Below are 17607 nucleotides of genomic sequence, written 5' to 3' on the forward strand. Positions count from 1 at the left end.
CTCTAAAATAAGAAGGTGTTTTAATTTGCGCATTTTAGTTGCAGATGATGATAAAACGCTATGTGAAAACATCGCAAAAATATTAAATGTTGATTTCTTTAGAATATCAAAGAGACGAGATCATTGCAGCAGTTAAAAACCAAAAAGTAGCTAATACGGAATGGTCAACAATAGAAGCTAAGCTGTTAAAAGAAATGAACGTTAAAGTGAAAGACGAAGATTTAAAAGAAGCATTTAGTGAAAAATTAGGCACTAACGAAGAATAATAGAAAGAGGGTGTTACCGTGTAAAAACGTGTAACAACCCTCTTTTTGTGTGTTAGCTCTTTTGTTTTGTATTGCCAACAAAAAACTTTTTAATAAATGTTAATCCTAAATTGAACAGGAAAATAATGAGTGTGACGCGGAAGAACGCTACGCAATATTGCCAAATTGTTGTCGAGTCCGTAAATAACAATGACATATCCGTCACAAGCTCATACGTAAAATAACCTGCAACACCGATAAATAGTAAACCTGCGAAGAAATCTTTAATATTCATGTAGATGCCTCCATTCGATAATTTTACGATACCATATGAAGGAATTGGAAAATAGTATCAATTACGCCTTGGCGTAATTGCGTCCAGATTTTTTCAAGTGCGCTTGAAAAAATTTATCTAAAAAATCTGTGACATCCACCGGAGGCATTAGGTCAACACGATGTTGGTCACTTAGGCTTTGCCGCACGACGCGGCGTTCTTAGTCTAAGTTCATCTATTCAGCTAGGGGGTGTCCCCTAGCTGAAACAAGTTAAAGTGCTTCGATTTTTTTCGTTGCTTGTACTAATTGCTCGATTGTTGACCAATCATCTTCTAAAAGTGCAGTCACGATTTTACTGCCGACAATGACACCATCTGCAATTTTACAAAAGTTTTCCACATGTTCAGGTGTCGAAATACCAAAGCCGGCTAACACAGGAATCGAACTTACCTGTTTTAACTCGGCAAAGTGCTCGGCTAACTGAGACGCGAAGCTTGCGCGTTCACCTGTAATACCGTTTACTGTAACTGCATAAATAAAACCCTCACTTGCTTCTGCTAATTTTTTCACACGTTCAGGTGGGCTCGTTAATGACACAAGCTGAACGAGCGCGATATTTTGCTGCTTTAAAGCAGGGTGAATGACATCACTTTCCTCATACGGCATATCTGGAACGATTAAGCCTTTAATGCCAGCTAGTCGTGCATCCAGCGCGAAAGCATCAATACCATACGCTAAAATCGGATTTAAGTACGTCATCATGACAAGTGGTACCGTAATGTCATCATAGAAGCTTGTTAGCTGTGCGATGACTTTTTTTAATGTGACACCGTGACTAAGCGCACGTTCACCGGCTGTTTCGATTGTTGGGCCATCTGCAACAGGATCTGAAAAAGGAATACCAACCTCAATAGCGGATACACCGAGTTGTTGTAACTTTAAAATCGTTGGCTTTAATGTAGCAAGTCCGCCATCGCCCGCCATAATGTATGGGACGAACGCTTTATCGCCTTTAGCTAATACTTTTTCAAGATGTGCTTGTAATGTCATGCGTTGTCACCCCCAAGCTTTTCAATTAATGTGTGTACGTCCTTATCGCCACGACCTGATAGACACACGACAATGAGCTCATCTTGCGGGCGAGTTTTTGCATATTCAGTAGCATAGTAGACAGCATGTGCACTTTCTAAAGCTGGTAAAATACCTTCTGTTTCACAAAGTAGCTTTACTCCTTCTAATGCTTGGCTATCGGTAACAGAAGGGTACTTCGCGCGACCTGATTCATATAAATAGCAGTGCTCAGGACCAACACCAGGGTAATCAAGTCCCGCTGAAATCGAATGTGCCTCTTGTACGAAGCCATTATCATCCTGTAGTAAATACATGAAAGCGCCATGAAGGACACCTGTTTTTCCTACATGAATGGCTGCAGCGTGCTTATCGGTATGAACACCAGCACCAGCCGCTTCAACACCATATAGTGCCACATCTTTGTCGTTAACAAACGGATAAAACATACCGATTGCATTACTACCACCACCAATACAAGCGATGACTGTATCCGGCAAGCGACCTTCTTGCTGTAAAATTTGTGCACGTGTTTCATCACCAATGACACGTTGGAAATCACGAACAATCGTCGGGAATGGGTGGGGGCCAAGTGCTGAGCCTAAAATATAATGCGTATCGTCAATATGCGTAACCCAGTGACGTAAGGCTTCATTTACTGCGTCTTTTAATGTGGCCGACCCTTTTTCAACCGCTACCACTTTTGTGCCAAGGAGCTCCATACGGAATACGTTTAGCTGCTGGCGGCGAACATCTTCTGCGCCCATATAAACGATACATTCCATATCGAGTAGTGCACAGGCAGTTGCTGTGGCGACACCATGCTGACCGGCACCCGTTTCTGCAACTATTTTCTTTTTACCCATGCGCTTAGCAAGTAGTGCTTGACCGATTGCGTTATTAATTTTATGAGCGCCCGTATGGTTTAAGTCTTCGCGTTTTAAGTATATTTTCGCGCCACCCATTTTCTTAGTTAAACGTTCCGCATAGTATAGTGGTGTTTCGCGACCTACATATTGTTTTAAATAATAAGCTAGTTCTTCTTGAAATTTTGGGTCATTTTTTGCCTGTTCATAGGCTGCTTCAAGCTCGGCCAGTGGGGTCATTAATGTTTCAGGAACAAATTGACCACCGAATTGTCCGAAGCGTCCTTTTACTTCTGTCATAAAATAAATTCTCCTTTCGCACGCTCCACAAAGCTTTTTATTTTTTTGGAGTCTTTACGTCCATCAATTTCAACACCGCTCGATACATCGACTGCAAATGGTTCAACTAACATCGTTGCAATGCCGACGTTTTCTTCTGTTAAACCACCGGCTAAAATGACTTTGTCTAATGGAATATTCACATCATCTAGTAGCGTCCAATCGAATGATTTTCCACTGCCACCGCGAAAATCTGTACCAGGTGCATCAAATAGGTAGTAATCAATACTATAAGTAGCTGCACGTGTTACATCCTCTTTTGTACGAATCGAGAATGCTTTAATGGCTGGAAGTCCAATCGCAACAATTTGTTCAGCCGATTCATCTCCATGATATTGAATAAAGTCCAGTCCAACTTGCGCGGCGATTTGCTTAATTGTTTCGGAATCTTCGTTTACAAACACTCCGACTTTTTTAACATTTGACGGGATATGCGCAGTAAGCTCTACTGCTTGTTTTACCGTAATGCGGCGTTTACTCGGTGCAAACATTAATCCGATAAAATCTGCACCAGCTTCAACTGCTGCTTTTATGTGTTCCACTTCTTTTAAACCGCAAATTTTTACTTTAGTCATGTTTTACTCACCAACCTTTGTTGAAAGTTCGATTTGTAGTGCTTGCAAAGCCGCTTGTACATCACCGCTACGCATGAGCGATTCGCCAACTAACACACCTTTAGCGCCAGCATTTGCAACATACTCAGCATCGTCACGATTCCAAATACCGCTTTCGCTAATAAAGGCAATTTTTGACGAAGAAAGGTGCTGTGCGATTTCGCGTGTTTTCGTCAAAGAAACGTCAAATGTCTTCAAATTTCGATTGTTTACACCGATTATTTTTGCCCCGATGTTCACGGCACGTTGTAATTCTTCTATATCATGCACTTCAACAAGTACTTCTAAATCTAGGTTCACTGCATACGTGTAAAGCGCTTGTAGCTGTTCGTCAGTTAACGCCGCAACGATAAGTAAAATGACCGAAGCGCCTGCCGCTTTTGCATAATCGATTTGCACTTCATGGATGAAGAAGTCCTTACATAAAACAGGGATTGTAACCGCTTGTGCAACTGCGTTTAAATCATTGAAGCTACCTTTAAAAAAGGCCTGCTCCGTTAAGACCGAAATACATGCAGCTCCTGCAGTCTCATAATTTGTTGCTTGTTCAACTGGATCAATATGTGTGGCGATATCTCCTTTAGAAGGAGAGGCGCGCTTCATTTCGGAAATGACTTGTAGGGTGTTGCTCGTCATTAATGTTTCGTAGAGAGAAGGGCGTACTTTAGTAACTGCTGGAAAGCTTGGTGCTTGTGCAAGTAACCCAGGTAATTCTGATTTTTTTTGCTCAATAATTTTATCTAAAATCGTCATTTTGCTGATTCCTCCTGAACGATTTGCTTACTATAAGCAACGACATTTTCAAGTTTTTCAAGTGCACGACCTGATAAGATGCTGTCCTTTGCCATGTCGATGCCTTCTTTCATTGTGTCGGCTAAGCCATATGCGAAAAAGCCAATGCCGGCATTTAGTATAACCGTATCGAAATAAACGCTTTGCTTTCCTTTTAAAAGGTCGCGCATAATTTCAGCGTTTTCAGCTGGCGTACCTCCACGAATGGCCGAAAGTGGCTGCGGTGTTAAGCCAACATCTTCTGCACGTAATTTAAAGGGAATAATATCGCCTTGATCGAGCAAGACAAATGTATTTTCGCCATCAAGTGATGCTTCATCCATGCCTTGTGAGCCAGATACAACAATCGCGCGTTCACGTCCGAGCATGTGCAGCACTTCCGCATAATCGGTAGTAAAGTTTGGACGATTAATACCGACAAATTGCGTTTTTAATGGCACTGGATTTGTTAAAGGGCCAACTAAGTTGAAAATCGTTGGCTTTCCAAGTGCTTGGCGAACTTCACCAATACGCTTTAATTTTGGGTGCATATTTGGTGCGTGTAAGAAGGCAATTCCATGTAATTTTAAAAGTTCAGTTGTTTGCGCAGTATTGGGTAGGAGTGTGATGCCAAGCGCCTCTAATACATCAGTGCTACCAGAGGCACTTGAGATTTTACGATTACCGTGCTTTGCGACTAAAATGCCACCACCGGCTAAGACGAATGCAGATGTTGTACTAATATTGAAGCTTTGCAAACCATCACCGCCTGTACCGCAGTTATCGATATAAATGCCTTCGGGTGTATCAACTGCAACGGCATGAGATTTCATCACATGTGCTAATCCAGCCACTTCATGTGCGGTTACGCCTTTGTCATTCATGGCCAATAAAAACGAGGCAATTTGCTCCTTTGGTGTTTGTTCATTAAATATCATTTGCGCGGCCTGCAGCATTTCCTCAAAAACTAAATGCTCCTGACGCGAAATTTGTTCAATATATGGAATTAACGACATTGTGAAATCATCCTTTCAAAAGCGTCGCAAATGGTACGCCTGTAGTTGAATCTGTTCTAATTTGTGCGATATCGCCAGTAATGGTAATCATATTTTCAGGTGTTGTGAAATCCACTTGACCGTTAAAGCCAATATAACCAATTAACCCCTGTGCTGGCTTCAATGCCTTTACGACATCAATCGCATGGAATGTTGGATTGAGTTCACCGTTTTGTACATTGTTTGTTGTATAATTCGAGCTTTGGCAAAAACGCTCGATTGATGGCGCTTCATTTGTTGCAGAAAGTGTTCCATCACGTACTTGCAAATAGTTATGATCGGATGTACCAACAACCGTGCAATCATCGAATTCCATGTAGTACATATAAGGTGCGGCGTGCTCGATACGTAATTTACGGTAAAGTGCAAAAGCATCGCCTGAAAATTGTGCAGTGTATTGGCCATCTACTTGAGATTCAATGGTATGAAGGGTGTACGACGTTTCCTCCGCTATTGGATTGGTAAATAACTTGTCGATAATAGCATCGATATTTGGCTCCACTTGCTCAGCTTCAATATTTGTTTGGAACACGGCAATTTCATCTGTTAAATGGTCGAAAATTACGAGCGTATCATAGACATGAAACTGTAGTTTAGGTAATCGGTCGGGCACAGCTTCAATATAACCAATACCCCCACCTGTGAACGGATATTCCGTATGTGACGAAACACGGGGCATCACTTGTTTTAATAAGGCAATAAGTTCGCCTTCATACGTATATTGTTTATTTGTTAAATGTGATAAATCGCTTAATTGTTCCTGCTCGCCGCGATATGTTTTTCGAGGATTGACGCCAATAAACGAGTAGCGCCCGTGACCCTCATATTTCATTGAACTCTCTAATAAAAATTTTCGTTCACCTTGCAAACGTTGAAAAATCGAAATCGGTGTTAACAAATCACCGTTTACTTTTTTCATTGACGTGCGAAAACGCTGTTTAATGGACATCTGTATACACTCCTTCTAAATGAAATAAAAAAAGTCCCCAGCAAAAGAATCACTTTTGCTGAGGACGATATAAGACCGCGTTGCCACCTCGATTGAAGTAAAGAAAAATTACTTCCACTCTACCTGATAACGGCAGGGAACCGTCCGCTGACTCATGCCAGCAGCTTTCATAAGGCCCATTCATATTGTACTTTCGACGCATTTCCACCAACCATGCGCTCTCTTAGCGAAAGTATCAATATTACTCTTCTTACTCGACAATTTACTCAACTCAACTCAACTTAACTAAAACGGTGGTCATGCTCTCACAACCTGCTACCGTGGATTTCAAAATAGAATAAACTTATTCTAACACCGAAAATTTTAAAGTCAAACAATAAAATTTTGTTGCGGAATTAAAAAACCAGCTAGCAAAAACTAGCTGGCAAAACGAAACAGTTGTCACAAAATTACGCAGAGGCATAATCAATCATGTTAAATTAACTTTTTAAAATCAAGACGTTTATTTAATGTGTACATAATAGGCGCGCCGACAATTAATACGACAAATTCACCTACAGCAACTGTTAGCCAAGTCCATAAAAATGGCAACTCTAATGCTAAGTTTAACTCAAACGCAATGATGAACATCGTAAAGGTAAATAACAATGAGTTAATAATCAGACGTGCGACAATGTTTTTCACAAATTTGCAGATTAAAATAAAGATACTGATTGTGACAATAGAATGGATTACCCCAAACACTAAGTCATACCAGCCAAGCGGTGAGAACATATTCGAAATGAATACGCCTAATATAATACCACCTGCAAAGCGTGGGTTAAATGCTACTAAATGGTTAAACATTTCAGAAACACGAAATTGTACCTCCGTAAATCCGAATGGTGCAACAAGCATTGTAACAGCAATATAAAGCGCCGCAATAATACCAGTCGTTGCTAAAAATTTGACTTTCATATTCAATTCCTCCTAGTTTTTTTACGTGGGATGGTTACGAACCACGCGAAGCAACTGCAATCATAGCAATATTGCATGTGAATGTAAATAAAGCAGCTTAAAATATAAATAGTAGAAATTTTTTTACAATTAGATAGCGCAATTATTTCAAGAGTTTAGTGAAATCATCGATGGATTAAGCAGCTTAAGTAAAGAAATGAAAGTATTCATGCATAACGCATTGAATAACATGGGCGGCGAATGAACGTAAAATCCGTCATTCGTTTTTTGTTCATGGGATTGACAAATAACAGAATAATTTTGAAAGTACGCTGGATTATTTAGCAAATTCACTACTAAATTCTAAGTATTGAATTCAGAACATTCTAAATGTTATTGACTATCTGAAAACGAAAGGGTAATATATTTTTAATTCATGCTTTATCCAAATGAAGTGTAACGCTTTAAATCGACAGAGAAAAAATAGGGGGACTATTCAAAATGAAACGCAATTTACTGAAGCTATCATTCGTATTATTCGGGCTTCTATTTGTATTAGCGGCGTGTGGAGGAGAAGAAAAAGATAACGCTTCAAACGACACAGCAAATAGTGGTGCTGGGGGAACAGAAGAAACAAAAACATTTAAAATCGGTACAACTCAAATCGTAGAGCATCCATCTTTAGATGCTGCAAAAGAAGGGTTTAAAAAGGCAATTGAAGATGCTGGTATTAAAGCAGAGTATGTAGATGAATCAGCAAACAATGATAATAGTGCAAACATGACGATTGCACAACAACTTGTAAGTGAAAACGTAGATTTAATTTTTGCTAACTCAACACCATCAGCACAGGCTGCAAAAAGTGCCACAGCTGACATTCCGATTATCTTTACTTCGGTAACAGATGCAGTAGGGGCAGAGTTAATCGCTTCTATGGAGGAACCAGGTGCAAATGTTACAGGTACAATCGATTTACATCCAGAAACAATGCCAAAATCAGTGGCATTCTTAAAAGAATTAGGTGCGAAAAATGTTGGTATGATTTATAACGCTGGTGAGCAAAACTCAGTAGCACAAATTGCAGCAGTAAAAGAAATTGCTGAAAAAGAAGGCGTAACAATTGTGGATGCAGCAGTATCAGCTTCTTCAGAAGTGAAGCAAGCAGCTGAATCATTAATCGGTAAAGTAGACGCATTCTACGTAGTTACGGATAACACAGTTGTTTCTGCATTAGAATCTGTAATAGATGTAGCAAACGCAAACACATTACCATTAATCGTTGGTGAGTTAGATTCTGTTGAGCGCGGTGGTTTAGCAGCATATGGCTTCGACTACTACGATATCGGTTATGAAGCAGGTCAAATGGCGGCGCAAATTTTATTAGAAGGTAAATCACCTGCTGAAATTCCAGCGGCTTACCCTGCAAACTTAAAACTAGTAATTAATAAAGCAGTTGCTGAAAGCTTAGGTTTAGACGTAAAACCTGAGTGGGGAGCAGAAGTACAATAATTTTTCATTCGCGCTTGTGTCCTGAAGAGGAAGTCAGCCGTTGTTGCTTATTGCGACGAAGGCTGGCTGACCCATATCATGTGGGTCCTAGCGCGAATACTTATTTAAAGAAAATATTAGGAGATGATTCGAGATGTTTATAGCTTTGTTTGGTTCAGTCGAGCAAGGAATCATCTATGCAATTATGGCACTGGGTGTGTATTTAACATTCCGCGTGTTAGATTTTCCGGATTTAACCGTTGATGGAAGCTTTGTAACGGGTGCAGGAACAGCCGCGATGATGATCGTACTGGGCTACAATCCGATACTTGCAACATTAGTGGCAACAATTGCTGGATTTATTGCTGGATGTATGACAGGGATTTTACACACGAAAGGAAAAATTAATCCATTATTATCAGGGATTTTAATGATGATTGCGTTATATTCTATCAACCTACGTATTATGGGATTAAGTTCAGATTCAGGTGTAACCCGTCCAAATATTCCACTGTTAAATTCAGATACAATCTTCTCAATGTTCAGCAGCTTTTGGTCGGGGCTTGGCATTGATGGTGCCTTATCAAGCATGGTGAAATCAATGGGGGCAAAAACAATTCCATCTACATGGGGGATTTTAATATTAATGGTCCTTGTGACAGTCATCATTAAATTAATTGTGGATTGGTTCTTAAAAACAGAGGTAGGTCTTGCGATTCGTGCTACAGGAGATAACAAGCGTATGATTCGAAGCTTTTCTGCTAATACCGATTCATTAATCATTTTAGGCTTAGGGCTATCAAATGGTATGGTGGCATTATCAGGGGCGTTAATTGCGCAATATACAAAATTTGCAGACGTTGGTTTAGGGATTGGGATGATTGTTGTCGGCTTAGCTTCGGTTATTATTGGGGAAGCGATTTTTGGTACAAAATCAATTGTACGTGTAACGTTTGCAGTTATTGCTGGTGCAGTCATTTACCGTATGATTTACGCGTTAGCATTGCGTGTAAAGTGGTTAGATTCTGGGGATATGAAGCTGATTACGGCATTTATCGTCATTTTGGCGTTAGTTATTCCTCAAATCGTTAGCAAATATAAAGAAAAGAAACGTAAAGCACGTCGTTTAGAAGAACGTATGGCAGCGCAAAAAGCAAAAATAGAAGTAGAGCAGGGAGGGAAGGGCCTTGCTTAAATTAGATGGCATTAACAAAGTATTTAACGAAGGTACACCTGACGAAAAAATTGCCTTAGACAATATTAATTTACATTTAGCACCTGGTGATTTCGTAACAATAATCGGTAGTAACGGTGCAGGTAAATCAACGATGATGAACATGATTTCGGGTGCACTTACACCGGATTTTGGTTCGGTTTTTATTGACGGGAATGATTTAACGCGTTTACCAGAATATAAGCGTGCTGTGCATATTGGACGCGTATTCCAAGATCCGATGGCCGGTACAGCCCCAACGATGACGATTGAAGAAAACTTAGCAATTGCATATTCACGTAATGCAAAGCGCGGTTTACGTTTCGGTGTTGATAAGAAGCGCCGTGAGTTTTTCAAAGCGTCATTAGAAAAGCTACACTTAAATTTAGAAAATCGTTTATCTGCAAAAGTCGGATTGCTGTCAGGTGGGGAACGCCAAGCATTAAGTCTACTAATGGCAACCTTTACAAAGCCATCGATCTTACTGTTAGATGAGCATACAGCGGCGCTTGACCCATCACGTGCCGAGCTAATTACAAACTTAACAAAAGAGCTTGTTGAAGAAAGTAAGCTTACTACACTGATGGTAACGCATAACATGCAGCAAGCACTGGATTTAGGGAATCGTTTAATTATGATGGACAAAGGTCAAATCATTTTAAAAGTAGGGGAAGACCGTAAGCCACATTTAACAATTCCAGATTTAATGGCAGAGTTCGAGAGTATCCGCGGAGAAAAAATGAACTCTGACCGCGCATTATTAGGATAATTTTAAGATCTTTAGCTGACGATATGACGGCTAAAGATTTTTTATTTAAGCAAAAAAATACCCGCTACTATTAAAGTAACGGGCCTAGATTTTAAACAAGTAGTGCGAATAATGTACTGTCTTTATTGACCTCTTTATAATCAAAGCCGTTTTCACGCATACGTTCTACTAAACCAGCATGATCATCTGGGTGCCCAATTTCGATACCAACGAGTGCAGGGCCACTTTCTTTGTTATTTTTCTTCGTATATTCAAATGTAGTAATATCATCATTTGGTCCAAGTACCTCTGTTAAAAACTGACGAAGTGCACCTGAACGCTGTGGGAAGTTCACGATATAGTAATGTAGTAAACCTTCATAAATTAAAGAGCGCTCTTTAATTTCCTGCATACGTCCAATGTCATTATTGCCTCCAGAAATAATAATGACAACCGATTTGCCTCGAATTTTATCAGCATAAAAGTCAAGCGCCGCCACAGATAACGCTCCAGCAGGCTCTGCAATAATTGCATGTTTATTATATAAATCTAAAATGGTTGTACATACTTTGCCTTCAGGTACTGATACGATATCGTCTAAATAGGTACGACATACTTGGTACGTATCATTGCCAACGCATTTTACCGCAGCACCATCAACAAATTTGTCAATCCAGTCAAGTGTAATAGGACCTTCATTTTCAAAAGCCGATTTCATACTTGCCGCGCCAGCAGGTTCTACACCAATGACTTGACTATGTGGCGATAAATTTTTCACATAAGCGGAAACACCAGACATTAAGCCGCCGCCACCAATGCTACCGAAGATATAGTCAATAGGTTCTTCGATATCATTCATAATTTCCACCGCAACCGTACCTTGACCTGCCATAACGTCGTAATCGTCAAAAGGGTGAATGAAAATACGATTTTCCTCTTCGCAATAAGCAAGTGCACTTGCAGCAGAATCATCAAATGTATCTCCAGCTAGGATGATTTCAACAAAGTTACGCCCAAACATACGAACCTGATCGATTTTTTGCTTTGGTGTTGTTTTTGGCATGAAAATTGTTGCTTGAATTTCAAGCTTCGCACAAGCGTAGGCAACACCTTGTGCATGATTGCCAGCACTAGCGCAAGCCACACCTGATGCACGAGCTTCCTTTTCGATTTTTTTTATTTTATAGTAAGCACCGCGCAATTTAAATGAACGGACATGCTGTAAATCTTCACGTTTAAAATAAATTTTTGCGCCATACTTTTCCGATAAATATTCATTCAATTGCAGTGGTGTATGCACGACAACATCTTTTAAAAAATGGTGTGCGATTAATACGTTTTCCACCGCAATGGTTTTAGGTTGAGCAACTTCCATCTCCATGTAACCTCCATCGTCTGTGTAAAGATTACATTATTTTATCATAAAACCACTAATGAATGTTGTAAAAATTCAGTAAATTAAGAAAATTTATTAAAACACCGTAATGAAAGCGGTTTAATGTAGAGGAGGAATTAATTTAGAATATATTCTTTTGGCAATAATAAAAAACCCGCATTTTGCAAAATACAAAATGCGAGCTCTGTTTAGAATAATAAATGCGTAATCGCTGCGATGATTGGAATTGAGATAACTGTTCGGATTAAGAAAATCACAAATAAATCCCATAATTTTAATGGAAGCTTCGTACCTAAAATAAGGCCACCAACTTCAGACATGTAAATTAATTGTGTTACCGAAACCGTTGCAATGAAGAATCGTGTCATCTCAGATTCAATACCAGCACCTAAAACTGAAGGTAATAGCATATCCGCAAAACCGACGATCATCGTTTGTGCCGCTTCACCAGCTTCTGGAATTTGTAATAGGGCTAAAATTGGTTCGAATGGCATCCCTAAAATACGGAAGAAGCTTGTGAATTCAGCTAATACTAACGCGATTGTACCAAATGCCATGATAATTGGCGTTACAGCAAACCACATTTCTAATACGTTAATAAAGCCATTTTTCACCATTTTACCTAAGTTCCGGTTTGAATCGGCCTTCGAAAGTGCATTGTGTAAACCGTAAGAAACGACGTTATAGCCTTCTTGTACATCTTCACGGTTGATAGAAGCTTCAGAACCATCGATTAACGTATCCGCCTTGTTCTTTAACGGATAAATACGTGGCATAATGACTGCTAAAATTAAACCACAGAAAATTACGGATGCATAAAATTCAAGGAAGTACGCTTCAATCCCAATTGTCTCAACAACAACTAAGCAGAATGTAATCGAAACAACTGAGAACGTTGTGGCAATCGTTGCCGCTTCACGTCCTGTGTAGTTCTTTTCCTCGTATTGCTTGCTTGTTAATAATACGCCGATTGTTCCGTCTCCAACCCATGACGCTAAACAGTCAATCGCGGAGCGTCCAGGAATTTTGAAAATCGGGCGCATTATTTTAACCATCATTGAACCAAAAAATTCAAGTAAACCGAAGTCCGTTAATAATGGAAGTAACAGACCCGCAAATAAGAACAATATGAACATGAATGTAACAAGACCACTAGCAGGGTCAATTAAAATCCCTGATGTAACATCACTTGTTAGACTTTCAGGACCTACCTGGAATAAAAATGCGCCCGCAAATACAACGGCCAATACGCGCATAATTGTCCAGAACCAGTGAACACGGAATAATGAATCCCAAATATTACGAGGTCCACGTTGTGGAATAAAGTGCATTGCAATCGAACCTAACGCTGCAATAGTAAAGACAATAAATGCGAACCAATGAATATAAGGCTCGACATAACCAGCTAACCAGTTAGCAAGTAACGCGATTGGAACTTTCATGCCAGCATCTGTACTAATAGGTGTAATGAAAATAAACACACCAAGTGCAGACATGGCTAAAAATAAAAACCACGTGTAAAACGAAAATTTAGTTTTCATCTATAATAACCTCATTAAAATGTAATATTGAATATTTATACACTATAAAATGTAGAAACAGTCCTTGTCTACCGTTTTGTAATAAGATTAATATTTCAGAAAAATTTTAATGAGTAAGAAATTGAATAAATTCAAGCGAAATATCTCAAATGAGCAAATAAATACTGATTAAGTTAAGGATTTTAATTTGAAAGAGAGTGAATAAAAATACGGTATTCTGAATTTGGGCAAAAAAAAGATGCTTCGCGAAATGACGCATGCATCTTTGTAAATTTAATCATTAAACGTAAAAGTATAAAATCTTTCAACATTTAGCCAGCTATCTGACATGACCTCGCCATCATCAACGCGCTTAGCCGTTTCTTGCATCATCCAAGCCGTTTGAGAAGCATGGGCTTGTAGTGCCTTTATCTTGTCGTTTTTTACAGAACGAATGTCCACAATTACATCTGGTTCACCGTTTTTCTCAATGGTATCATTTGCAAATGCACAGGCTAAAATGCGTGGACGCTTTTCAGGTGCCATACGACGAACTGCTTCAATAACCGCTTTTGCTGTCGCCTCATGGTCAGGATGCACAGCAAAGCCTGGTAAAAATGTGTAAATTAATGATGGGTTTAGTTCGTCGATTAAATTAGTGACAAGCTGAACCATTTTTTCATCTTCTTCAAATTCAACCGTTTTGTCGCGCAGACCCATCATACGTAAATCTTCAATGCCCATCGCAGCACAAGCAGCAATCAGCTCTTTACGTCGAATTTCTGGTAATGATTCACGCGTCGCGATTGGTGGATTTCCTAAGTTACGACCCATTTCACCTAAAGTTAAACAAGCGTATGTAACGGGCACGCTCATATTACGGTGCATACGAATAACGCCCGCAACAGAAAAAGCTTCATCATCTGGGTGGGGGTAAACGACTAATACGTGACGTTCTTGTTGTAATGTCATGAATAAGTCCTCCTTAATAAGCAAATGGCGATTCGCTAATTTCTAGTGCAACCGCTAGCTTCCCTGTATAGTCTAAGCCCGCCATAAGTAAGCGACCTTGATCGTCTAGTTCGTAATGTGTAATACCTTGTGCATATACCCAGCCATGCGGCAATTTTAAGCCAACGCGGTGGGGAGCGTCGCCAACAACTTTCCCTAATTCGTAATTTAATTTGATGTTGCGAATAAATGCCCCCGCATTAAAAAATTTTTCGTCATAATGAGCTGCATACGAGCCGTTTGTTGTTTCTAGATGAATATAAACGTCTTTGTTCGCAAAAGAATTAAGTAATTCTTGGAGCTCTGTTTGATTTACTTCCTTCATCCTAATTCTCCTTTCGAATCTAGTTAATTCTAGTATAGTAAAATTTCACGCTCGATGAAAAGAAAAAGTCGCAAAAGAGGCTATTTCTTAGAGATAAAGAAATAATAAAATTTTTCAAATAAGTTAAAATAAAAAAACACATTTCACGCCATTAGACGTGAAATGTGTTTTCATAGTGGGGATGTCATTAAGCTTTCGTATAATGTGGAATGGTTGTTACCGTTACTTGTGGTGCTCCGAAACGAGGTTTTGCTCCGTGCATAACTGGGCCAACATACTCATTTAATGCCCAGCCGTGTTTAATTGCAGCTGAAACGAATTCTTTTGCTTCGATTACTGATTCCTCAACAGAAAGACCATTCGCTAAGTTTGCACATACGCTCGCTGCAAATGTACAACCTGCACCGTGATTGTAAGTAGAAGTGACTTTTTCAGTTTCCAGTAGTTTAAAGTCAGTGCCATCAAAGAATAAATCAACGGCTTTGTCATGTGCTAATGCTTTACCGCCTTTAATGACAACATTTTTCGCACCTAAGGCATGAATTTTTCCTGCAGCGATTTGCATGTCTTCAATCGTTTTTGGTGTACCTGTACCAGCCAATTGACCTGCTTCAAATAAGTTTGGTGTAACTACGGTTGCGTGAGGTAATAGATAGTTAATCATCGCTGTTGTATTGCCAGGATTTAAAACTTCGTCGTCCCCTTTACAAACCATTACTGGATCGATAACCACTTTGTCTGTTCCTGAATCTTGGATTGCTTTTGACGCAATTTGAATAATCTCTTCTGTAGAAAGCATTCCTGTTTTAATGGCATCAACACCAGTAGATAATGCTGTGTCGATTTGATTTTGTAATAATGCAGTTGGTAGTGGTGTCACGTTATGGCTCCAAGTTTTTGGATCCATTGTTACGACTACAGTTAGTGCGACCATTCCGTATGTGCCATGCTCTTGAAAGGCCTTTAAATCTGCCTGCATCCCTGCGCCACCTGATGTATCTGAACCTGCAATTGTTAACGTTTTTTTCAACATAAAACCAATCTCCTTATAATGAATATTCGAAAAATAATTACGTATAGTATAGCTTGTATCTGACTTTGTAAAAATAGTCAGAATCAATAAAAACTACAAGGTCAGGCAAATTGACTTGAATTTATAGCGTATTTTCACTACTGTTTGAAGTGAGGTGGAAATAATGATCGAACAATTAACTAATGAGTGGCGGGAAATTTTAGCCCCACAACAACAAGAGACATACTATCAAAATTTAATGCAATTTTTAACGGAGCAGTATAAAACGGCAACGGTTTATCCAAAGAAAGAACAAATATTAAACGCGTTGCATTATACCGATTATAAAGATGTAAAAGTGGTGCTCTTAGGACAAGACCCATATCATGGACCTAATCAAGCACACGGTTTAAGTTTTTCAGTGGAACAAGGTCAAAAGCTACCACCATCATTAAAAAATATGATGAAGGAATTACAAGATGATTTGGGTTGCCCGTTGCCTGATCACGGAGCGCTATCTACTTGGGCAAAGCAAGGGGTGCTTCTATTAAATACAGTGTTAACAGTGCGTCAAGGTGAGGCCAATTCACATAAAGGACAAGGTTGGGAACAATTTACGGATAGAATCATTGAAAAATTGGCAGAGCGAAAACAGCCAATTGTGTTTTTATTATGGGGCAAACCGGCGCAAAGTAAGCGTGCAATTATCGAACGGATTTCAAATCAGCATATTATTTTGGAAGCACCACATCCGAGTCCACTAAGTGCACATCGCGGTTTTTTTGGTAGTAAGCCGTATTCGAAAACGAATGAAGCATTAGTAGCGCTTGGTGAACAGCCAATTGAATGGTGCATTCAAAGTAAACAGGCTAAACTTTTTGACTGAAGCATGGTAAAGTAAGGAAAGAAAGAGAGGGCTAGCTGATGAAAATTGATTGCTTTAAATGCCAGCATTTCCGTGTGACGTGGGATCAAACAAATCCACGTGGTTGCACGGCATACGGCTTTAAAACAAAACAGCTGCCATCATTAGTTGTACGGCAGTCGAGTGGCATGGATTGTTTAAAATTTGTGCAAAAAATAAGGCAGGGGGACACGAGTCGATGATTACACAACAAACCATTTTAATGCAAATTGAAAAGTTGACTATTGAGGCGCGCCAAGCAACTTCAGAGCAACAAGTACGAGAAAAATTTGCGGCTATTAAAGCAATTTGTGATGTTGTGCTTGCAGAAAACAGGACTGAAAAGCAACAGTCCGTAAGCGTCACACCAAACGCGATGCCTGTTCCAGCCTTCACACAGCCTGTCGCAATCCCGTCGCAAAAGTTGCAAGAAGACGACGCCAACGGAGATTCGCTATTTGATTTTTAACAAACTAAAAAAAGAGGTAAAGATAATGAAAGGTTCAATTATTTCTGGTGCGATTCATGGCTTTTTAGCGGTAGCACTTGGTGCATTTGCAGCCCATGGTTTAAAAGATATTTTAGATGATTACGGCACAGGTATTTGGGATACTGCGGTACAATATCAAATGTTCCATGCAACTGCTTTAATCCTAGTCGGTATTTTAATGGCTCGTTCTATTATTGGTGAAGTAAAGCAATTAAAGATCGCAATGATTTGCTTTAATTTCGGTATCCTTATTTTTTCAGGTAGCTTAATGGTACTTGCTTTGACAGGTATTAAAGTATTAGGCGCAATTACCCCAATTGGCGGCGTTTTATTTTTAGTTGGCTGGGTCATGGTCATTATGGCCACATTAAAAAGAGCATAA

Annotated in this window: 21 protein-coding genes, 1 riboswitch and 1 other annotated feature; of the genes, 8 read left to right on the forward strand and 13 right to left on the reverse strand. The window is 39.5% G+C overall.

The genetic code is table 11. The features are described 5' to 3' along the window. Positions 1-86 precede the first annotated feature (86 nt). Positions 87-266: a hypothetical protein gene (locus LZ480_RS01205; protein WP_241367504.1), complete on the forward strand. Its 180-nt coding sequence runs from the start codon at positions 87-89 to the stop codon at positions 264-266. Between the two features lie 52 nt (positions 267-318). Here the strand turns inward: LZ480_RS01205 and LZ480_RS01210 are convergent, their stop codons facing one another. From LZ480_RS01210 to LZ480_RS01245, 8 genes are all read right to left on the reverse strand, one after another. Beyond that, positions 319-540 carry a sulfate permease gene (locus LZ480_RS01210; RefSeq protein WP_241367505.1) on the reverse strand — a complete coding sequence of 74 codons (222 nt, stop codon included), beginning with the start codon at positions 538-540 and terminating at the stop codon, positions 319-321. A gap of 250 nt (positions 541-790) precedes the next feature. Then, positions 791-1570, reverse strand: a complete 780-nt coding sequence (gene trpA, locus LZ480_RS01215; protein ID WP_241367506.1) for a tryptophan synthase subunit alpha — start codon at positions 1568-1570, stop codon at positions 791-793. After that, positions 1567-2754, reverse strand: a complete 1188-nt coding sequence (trpB, locus tag LZ480_RS01220; protein WP_241367507.1) for a tryptophan synthase subunit beta — start codon at positions 2752-2754, stop codon at positions 1567-1569. Before trpB ends, trpA begins: the two co-directional genes overlap by 4 nt. Continuing rightward, complete coding sequence (locus LZ480_RS01225; RefSeq protein ID WP_241367508.1) at positions 2751-3368, reverse strand: phosphoribosylanthranilate isomerase; 618 nt, start codon at positions 3366-3368, stop codon at positions 2751-2753. The genes trpB and LZ480_RS01225 overlap by 4 nt, the downstream gene beginning before the upstream one ends. A gap of 3 nt (positions 3369-3371) precedes the next feature. After that, on the reverse strand, positions 3372-4160 hold the full coding sequence (gene trpC / locus LZ480_RS01230) for an indole-3-glycerol phosphate synthase TrpC (RefSeq protein ID WP_241367509.1): 789 nt from the start codon (positions 4158-4160) through the stop codon (positions 3372-3374). Next, positions 4157-5194 (reverse strand): anthranilate phosphoribosyltransferase, encoded by a 1038-nt coding sequence (trpD, locus tag LZ480_RS01235; RefSeq protein WP_241367510.1) that lies wholly within the window; start codon positions 5192-5194, stop codon positions 4157-4159. Before trpD ends, trpC begins: the two co-directional genes overlap by 4 nt. 7 nt (positions 5195-5201) lie before the next feature. Beyond that, positions 5202-6182 carry a metal ABC transporter ATP-binding protein gene (locus LZ480_RS01240; protein WP_241367511.1) on the reverse strand — a complete coding sequence of 327 codons (981 nt, stop codon included), beginning with the start codon at positions 6180-6182 and terminating at the stop codon, positions 5202-5204. 57 nt (positions 6183-6239) lie between these two features. Beyond that, positions 6240-6449: a binding site (T-box leader), on the reverse strand. Positions 6450-6656: 207 nt separating this feature from the next. Further along, entirely contained in the window at positions 6657-7139 is a 483-nt protein-coding gene (locus LZ480_RS01245) for a QueT transporter family protein (RefSeq protein ID WP_241367512.1), read from the reverse strand. A gap of 6 nt (positions 7140-7145) precedes the next feature. Next, positions 7146-7190: riboswitch (PreQ1 riboswitch) on the reverse strand. Positions 7191-7619: 429 nt separating this feature from the next. Between LZ480_RS01245 and LZ480_RS01250 the strand changes: the two genes are divergently transcribed. The 3 genes from LZ480_RS01250 to LZ480_RS01260 all read left to right on the forward strand — a co-directional run bounded on the left by LZ480_RS01250 (position 7620) and on the right by LZ480_RS01260 (position 10588). Then, on the forward strand, positions 7620-8627 hold the full coding sequence (locus LZ480_RS01250; RefSeq protein ID WP_241367513.1) for an ABC transporter substrate-binding protein: 1008 nt from the start codon (positions 7620-7622) through the stop codon (positions 8625-8627). A gap of 133 nt (positions 8628-8760) precedes the next feature. Beyond that, positions 8761-9801 carry an ABC transporter permease gene (locus tag LZ480_RS01255; RefSeq protein WP_241367514.1) on the forward strand — a complete coding sequence of 347 codons (1041 nt, stop codon included), beginning with the start codon at positions 8761-8763 and terminating at the stop codon, positions 9799-9801. Beyond that, positions 9794-10588, forward strand: coding sequence for an ABC transporter ATP-binding protein (locus tag LZ480_RS01260; protein ID WP_241367515.1), 795 nt, complete (start codon positions 9794-9796; stop codon positions 10586-10588). Before LZ480_RS01255 ends, LZ480_RS01260 begins: the two co-directional genes overlap by 8 nt. Positions 10589-10679: 91 nt before the next feature. Here LZ480_RS01260 and ilvA read toward each other — a convergent pair whose 3' ends face one another. The 5 genes from ilvA to thiD form a co-directional block, all read right to left on the reverse strand. Further along, positions 10680-11942, reverse strand: coding sequence for a threonine ammonia-lyase IlvA (gene ilvA, locus LZ480_RS01265; RefSeq protein ID WP_241368641.1), 1263 nt, complete (start codon positions 11940-11942; stop codon positions 10680-10682). Between the two features lie 209 nt (positions 11943-12151). Next, positions 12152-13504 carry a YjiH family protein gene (locus LZ480_RS01270; protein ID WP_241367516.1) on the reverse strand — a complete coding sequence of 451 codons (1353 nt, stop codon included), beginning with the start codon at positions 13502-13504 and terminating at the stop codon, positions 12152-12154. A gap of 273 nt (positions 13505-13777) precedes the next feature. Continuing rightward, positions 13778-14455, reverse strand: coding sequence for a bacillithiol biosynthesis deacetylase BshB2 (bshB2, locus tag LZ480_RS01275; protein ID WP_241367517.1), 678 nt, complete (start codon positions 14453-14455; stop codon positions 13778-13780). Positions 14456-14468: 13 nt separating this feature from the next. Then, positions 14469-14819 (reverse strand): YojF family protein, encoded by a 351-nt coding sequence (locus tag LZ480_RS01280; RefSeq protein ID WP_241367518.1) that lies wholly within the window; start codon positions 14817-14819, stop codon positions 14469-14471. Between the two features lie 187 nt (positions 14820-15006). After that, positions 15007-15852 carry a bifunctional hydroxymethylpyrimidine kinase/phosphomethylpyrimidine kinase gene (gene thiD, locus LZ480_RS01285; protein WP_241367519.1) on the reverse strand — a complete coding sequence of 282 codons (846 nt, stop codon included), beginning with the start codon at positions 15850-15852 and terminating at the stop codon, positions 15007-15009. Between the two features lie 163 nt (positions 15853-16015). On the opposite strand from thiD, the gene LZ480_RS01290 reads away from it, so the two are divergent. Genes LZ480_RS01290 through LZ480_RS01305 form a run of 4 tightly spaced genes read left to right on the forward strand, consistent with a single transcriptional unit; the run spans position 16016 to position 17607 of the window. Then, the gene (locus LZ480_RS01290) at positions 16016-16717 is read left to right on the forward strand and encodes a uracil-DNA glycosylase (protein WP_241367520.1); all 702 of its coding nucleotides are present in this window, start codon (positions 16016-16018) and stop codon (positions 16715-16717) included. A gap of 38 nt (positions 16718-16755) precedes the next feature. Beyond that, positions 16756-16938, forward strand: coding sequence for a uracil-DNA glycosylase (locus LZ480_RS01295; RefSeq protein WP_241367521.1), 183 nt, complete (start codon positions 16756-16758; stop codon positions 16936-16938). Further along, the gene (locus tag LZ480_RS01300; protein ID WP_241367522.1) at positions 16935-17204 is read left to right on the forward strand and encodes a YwdI family protein; all 270 of its coding nucleotides are present in this window, start codon (positions 16935-16937) and stop codon (positions 17202-17204) included. The genes LZ480_RS01295 and LZ480_RS01300 overlap by 4 nt, the downstream gene beginning before the upstream one ends. Before the next feature lie 25 nt (positions 17205-17229). After that, positions 17230-17607 carry a DUF423 domain-containing protein gene (locus tag LZ480_RS01305; RefSeq protein WP_241367523.1) on the forward strand — a complete coding sequence of 126 codons (378 nt, stop codon included), beginning with the start codon at positions 17230-17232 and terminating at the stop codon, positions 17605-17607.

It is taken from the genome of Solibacillus palustris, assembly GCF_022549215.1.
Lineage (GTDB): Bacteria > Bacillota > Bacilli > Bacillales_A > Planococcaceae > Solibacillus > Solibacillus daqui.

What these genes read in the sequence shown, in the direction of transcription:
- LZ480_RS01305 (WP_241367523.1), top strand. Translation starts at nt 17,230, where the DNA reads ATGAAAGGTTCAATTATTTCTGGTGCGATTCATGGCTTTTTAGCGGTA.
- LZ480_RS01240 (WP_241367511.1), bottom strand. Translation starts at nt 6,182, where the DNA reads ATGTCCATTAAACAGCGTTTTCGCACGTCAATGAAAAAAGTAAACGGT.
- LZ480_RS01205 (WP_241367504.1), top strand. Translation starts at nt 87, where the DNA reads ATGTTGATTTCTTTAGAATATCAAAGAGACGAGATCATTGCAGCAGTT.
- trpA (WP_241367506.1), bottom strand. Translation starts at nt 1,570, where the DNA reads ATGACATTACAAGCACATCTTGAAAAAGTATTAGCTAAAGGCGATAAA.
- LZ480_RS01225 (WP_241367508.1), bottom strand. Translation starts at nt 3,368, where the DNA reads ATGACTAAAGTAAAAATTTGCGGTTTAAAAGAAGTGGAACACATAAAA.
- LZ480_RS01280 (WP_241367518.1), bottom strand. Translation starts at nt 14,819, where the DNA reads ATGAAGGAAGTAAATCAAACAGAGCTCCAAGAATTACTTAATTCTTTT.
- LZ480_RS01295 (WP_241367521.1), top strand. Translation starts at nt 16,756, where the DNA reads ATGAAAATTGATTGCTTTAAATGCCAGCATTTCCGTGTGACGTGGGAT.
- trpB (WP_241367507.1), bottom strand. Translation starts at nt 2,754, where the DNA reads ATGACAGAAGTAAAAGGACGCTTCGGACAATTCGGTGGTCAATTTGTT.
- LZ480_RS01255 (WP_241367514.1), top strand. Translation starts at nt 8,761, where the DNA reads ATGTTTATAGCTTTGTTTGGTTCAGTCGAGCAAGGAATCATCTATGCA.
- bshB2 (WP_241367517.1), bottom strand. Translation starts at nt 14,455, where the DNA reads ATGACATTACAACAAGAACGTCACGTATTAGTCGTTTACCCCCACCCA.
- LZ480_RS01300 (WP_241367522.1), top strand. Translation starts at nt 16,935, where the DNA reads ATGATTACACAACAAACCATTTTAATGCAAATTGAAAAGTTGACTATT.
- LZ480_RS01290 (WP_241367520.1), top strand. Translation starts at nt 16,016, where the DNA reads ATGATCGAACAATTAACTAATGAGTGGCGGGAAATTTTAGCCCCACAA.
- thiD (WP_241367519.1), bottom strand. Translation starts at nt 15,852, where the DNA reads ATGTTGAAAAAAACGTTAACAATTGCAGGTTCAGATACATCAGGTGGC.
- LZ480_RS01250 (WP_241367513.1), top strand. Translation starts at nt 7,620, where the DNA reads ATGAAACGCAATTTACTGAAGCTATCATTCGTATTATTCGGGCTTCTA.
- trpD (WP_241367510.1), bottom strand. Translation starts at nt 5,194, where the DNA reads ATGTCGTTAATTCCATATATTGAACAAATTTCGCGTCAGGAGCATTTA.
- LZ480_RS01245 (WP_241367512.1), bottom strand. Translation starts at nt 7,139, where the DNA reads ATGAAAGTCAAATTTTTAGCAACGACTGGTATTATTGCGGCGCTTTAT.
- ilvA (WP_241368641.1), bottom strand. Translation starts at nt 11,942, where the DNA reads ATGGAAGTTGCTCAACCTAAAACCATTGCGGTGGAAAACGTATTAATC.
- LZ480_RS01210 (WP_241367505.1), bottom strand. Translation starts at nt 540, where the DNA reads ATGAATATTAAAGATTTCTTCGCAGGTTTACTATTTATCGGTGTTGCA.
- LZ480_RS01270 (WP_241367516.1), bottom strand. Translation starts at nt 13,504, where the DNA reads ATGAAAACTAAATTTTCGTTTTACACGTGGTTTTTATTTTTAGCCATG.
- trpC (WP_241367509.1), bottom strand. Translation starts at nt 4,160, where the DNA reads ATGACGATTTTAGATAAAATTATTGAGCAAAAAAAATCAGAATTACCT.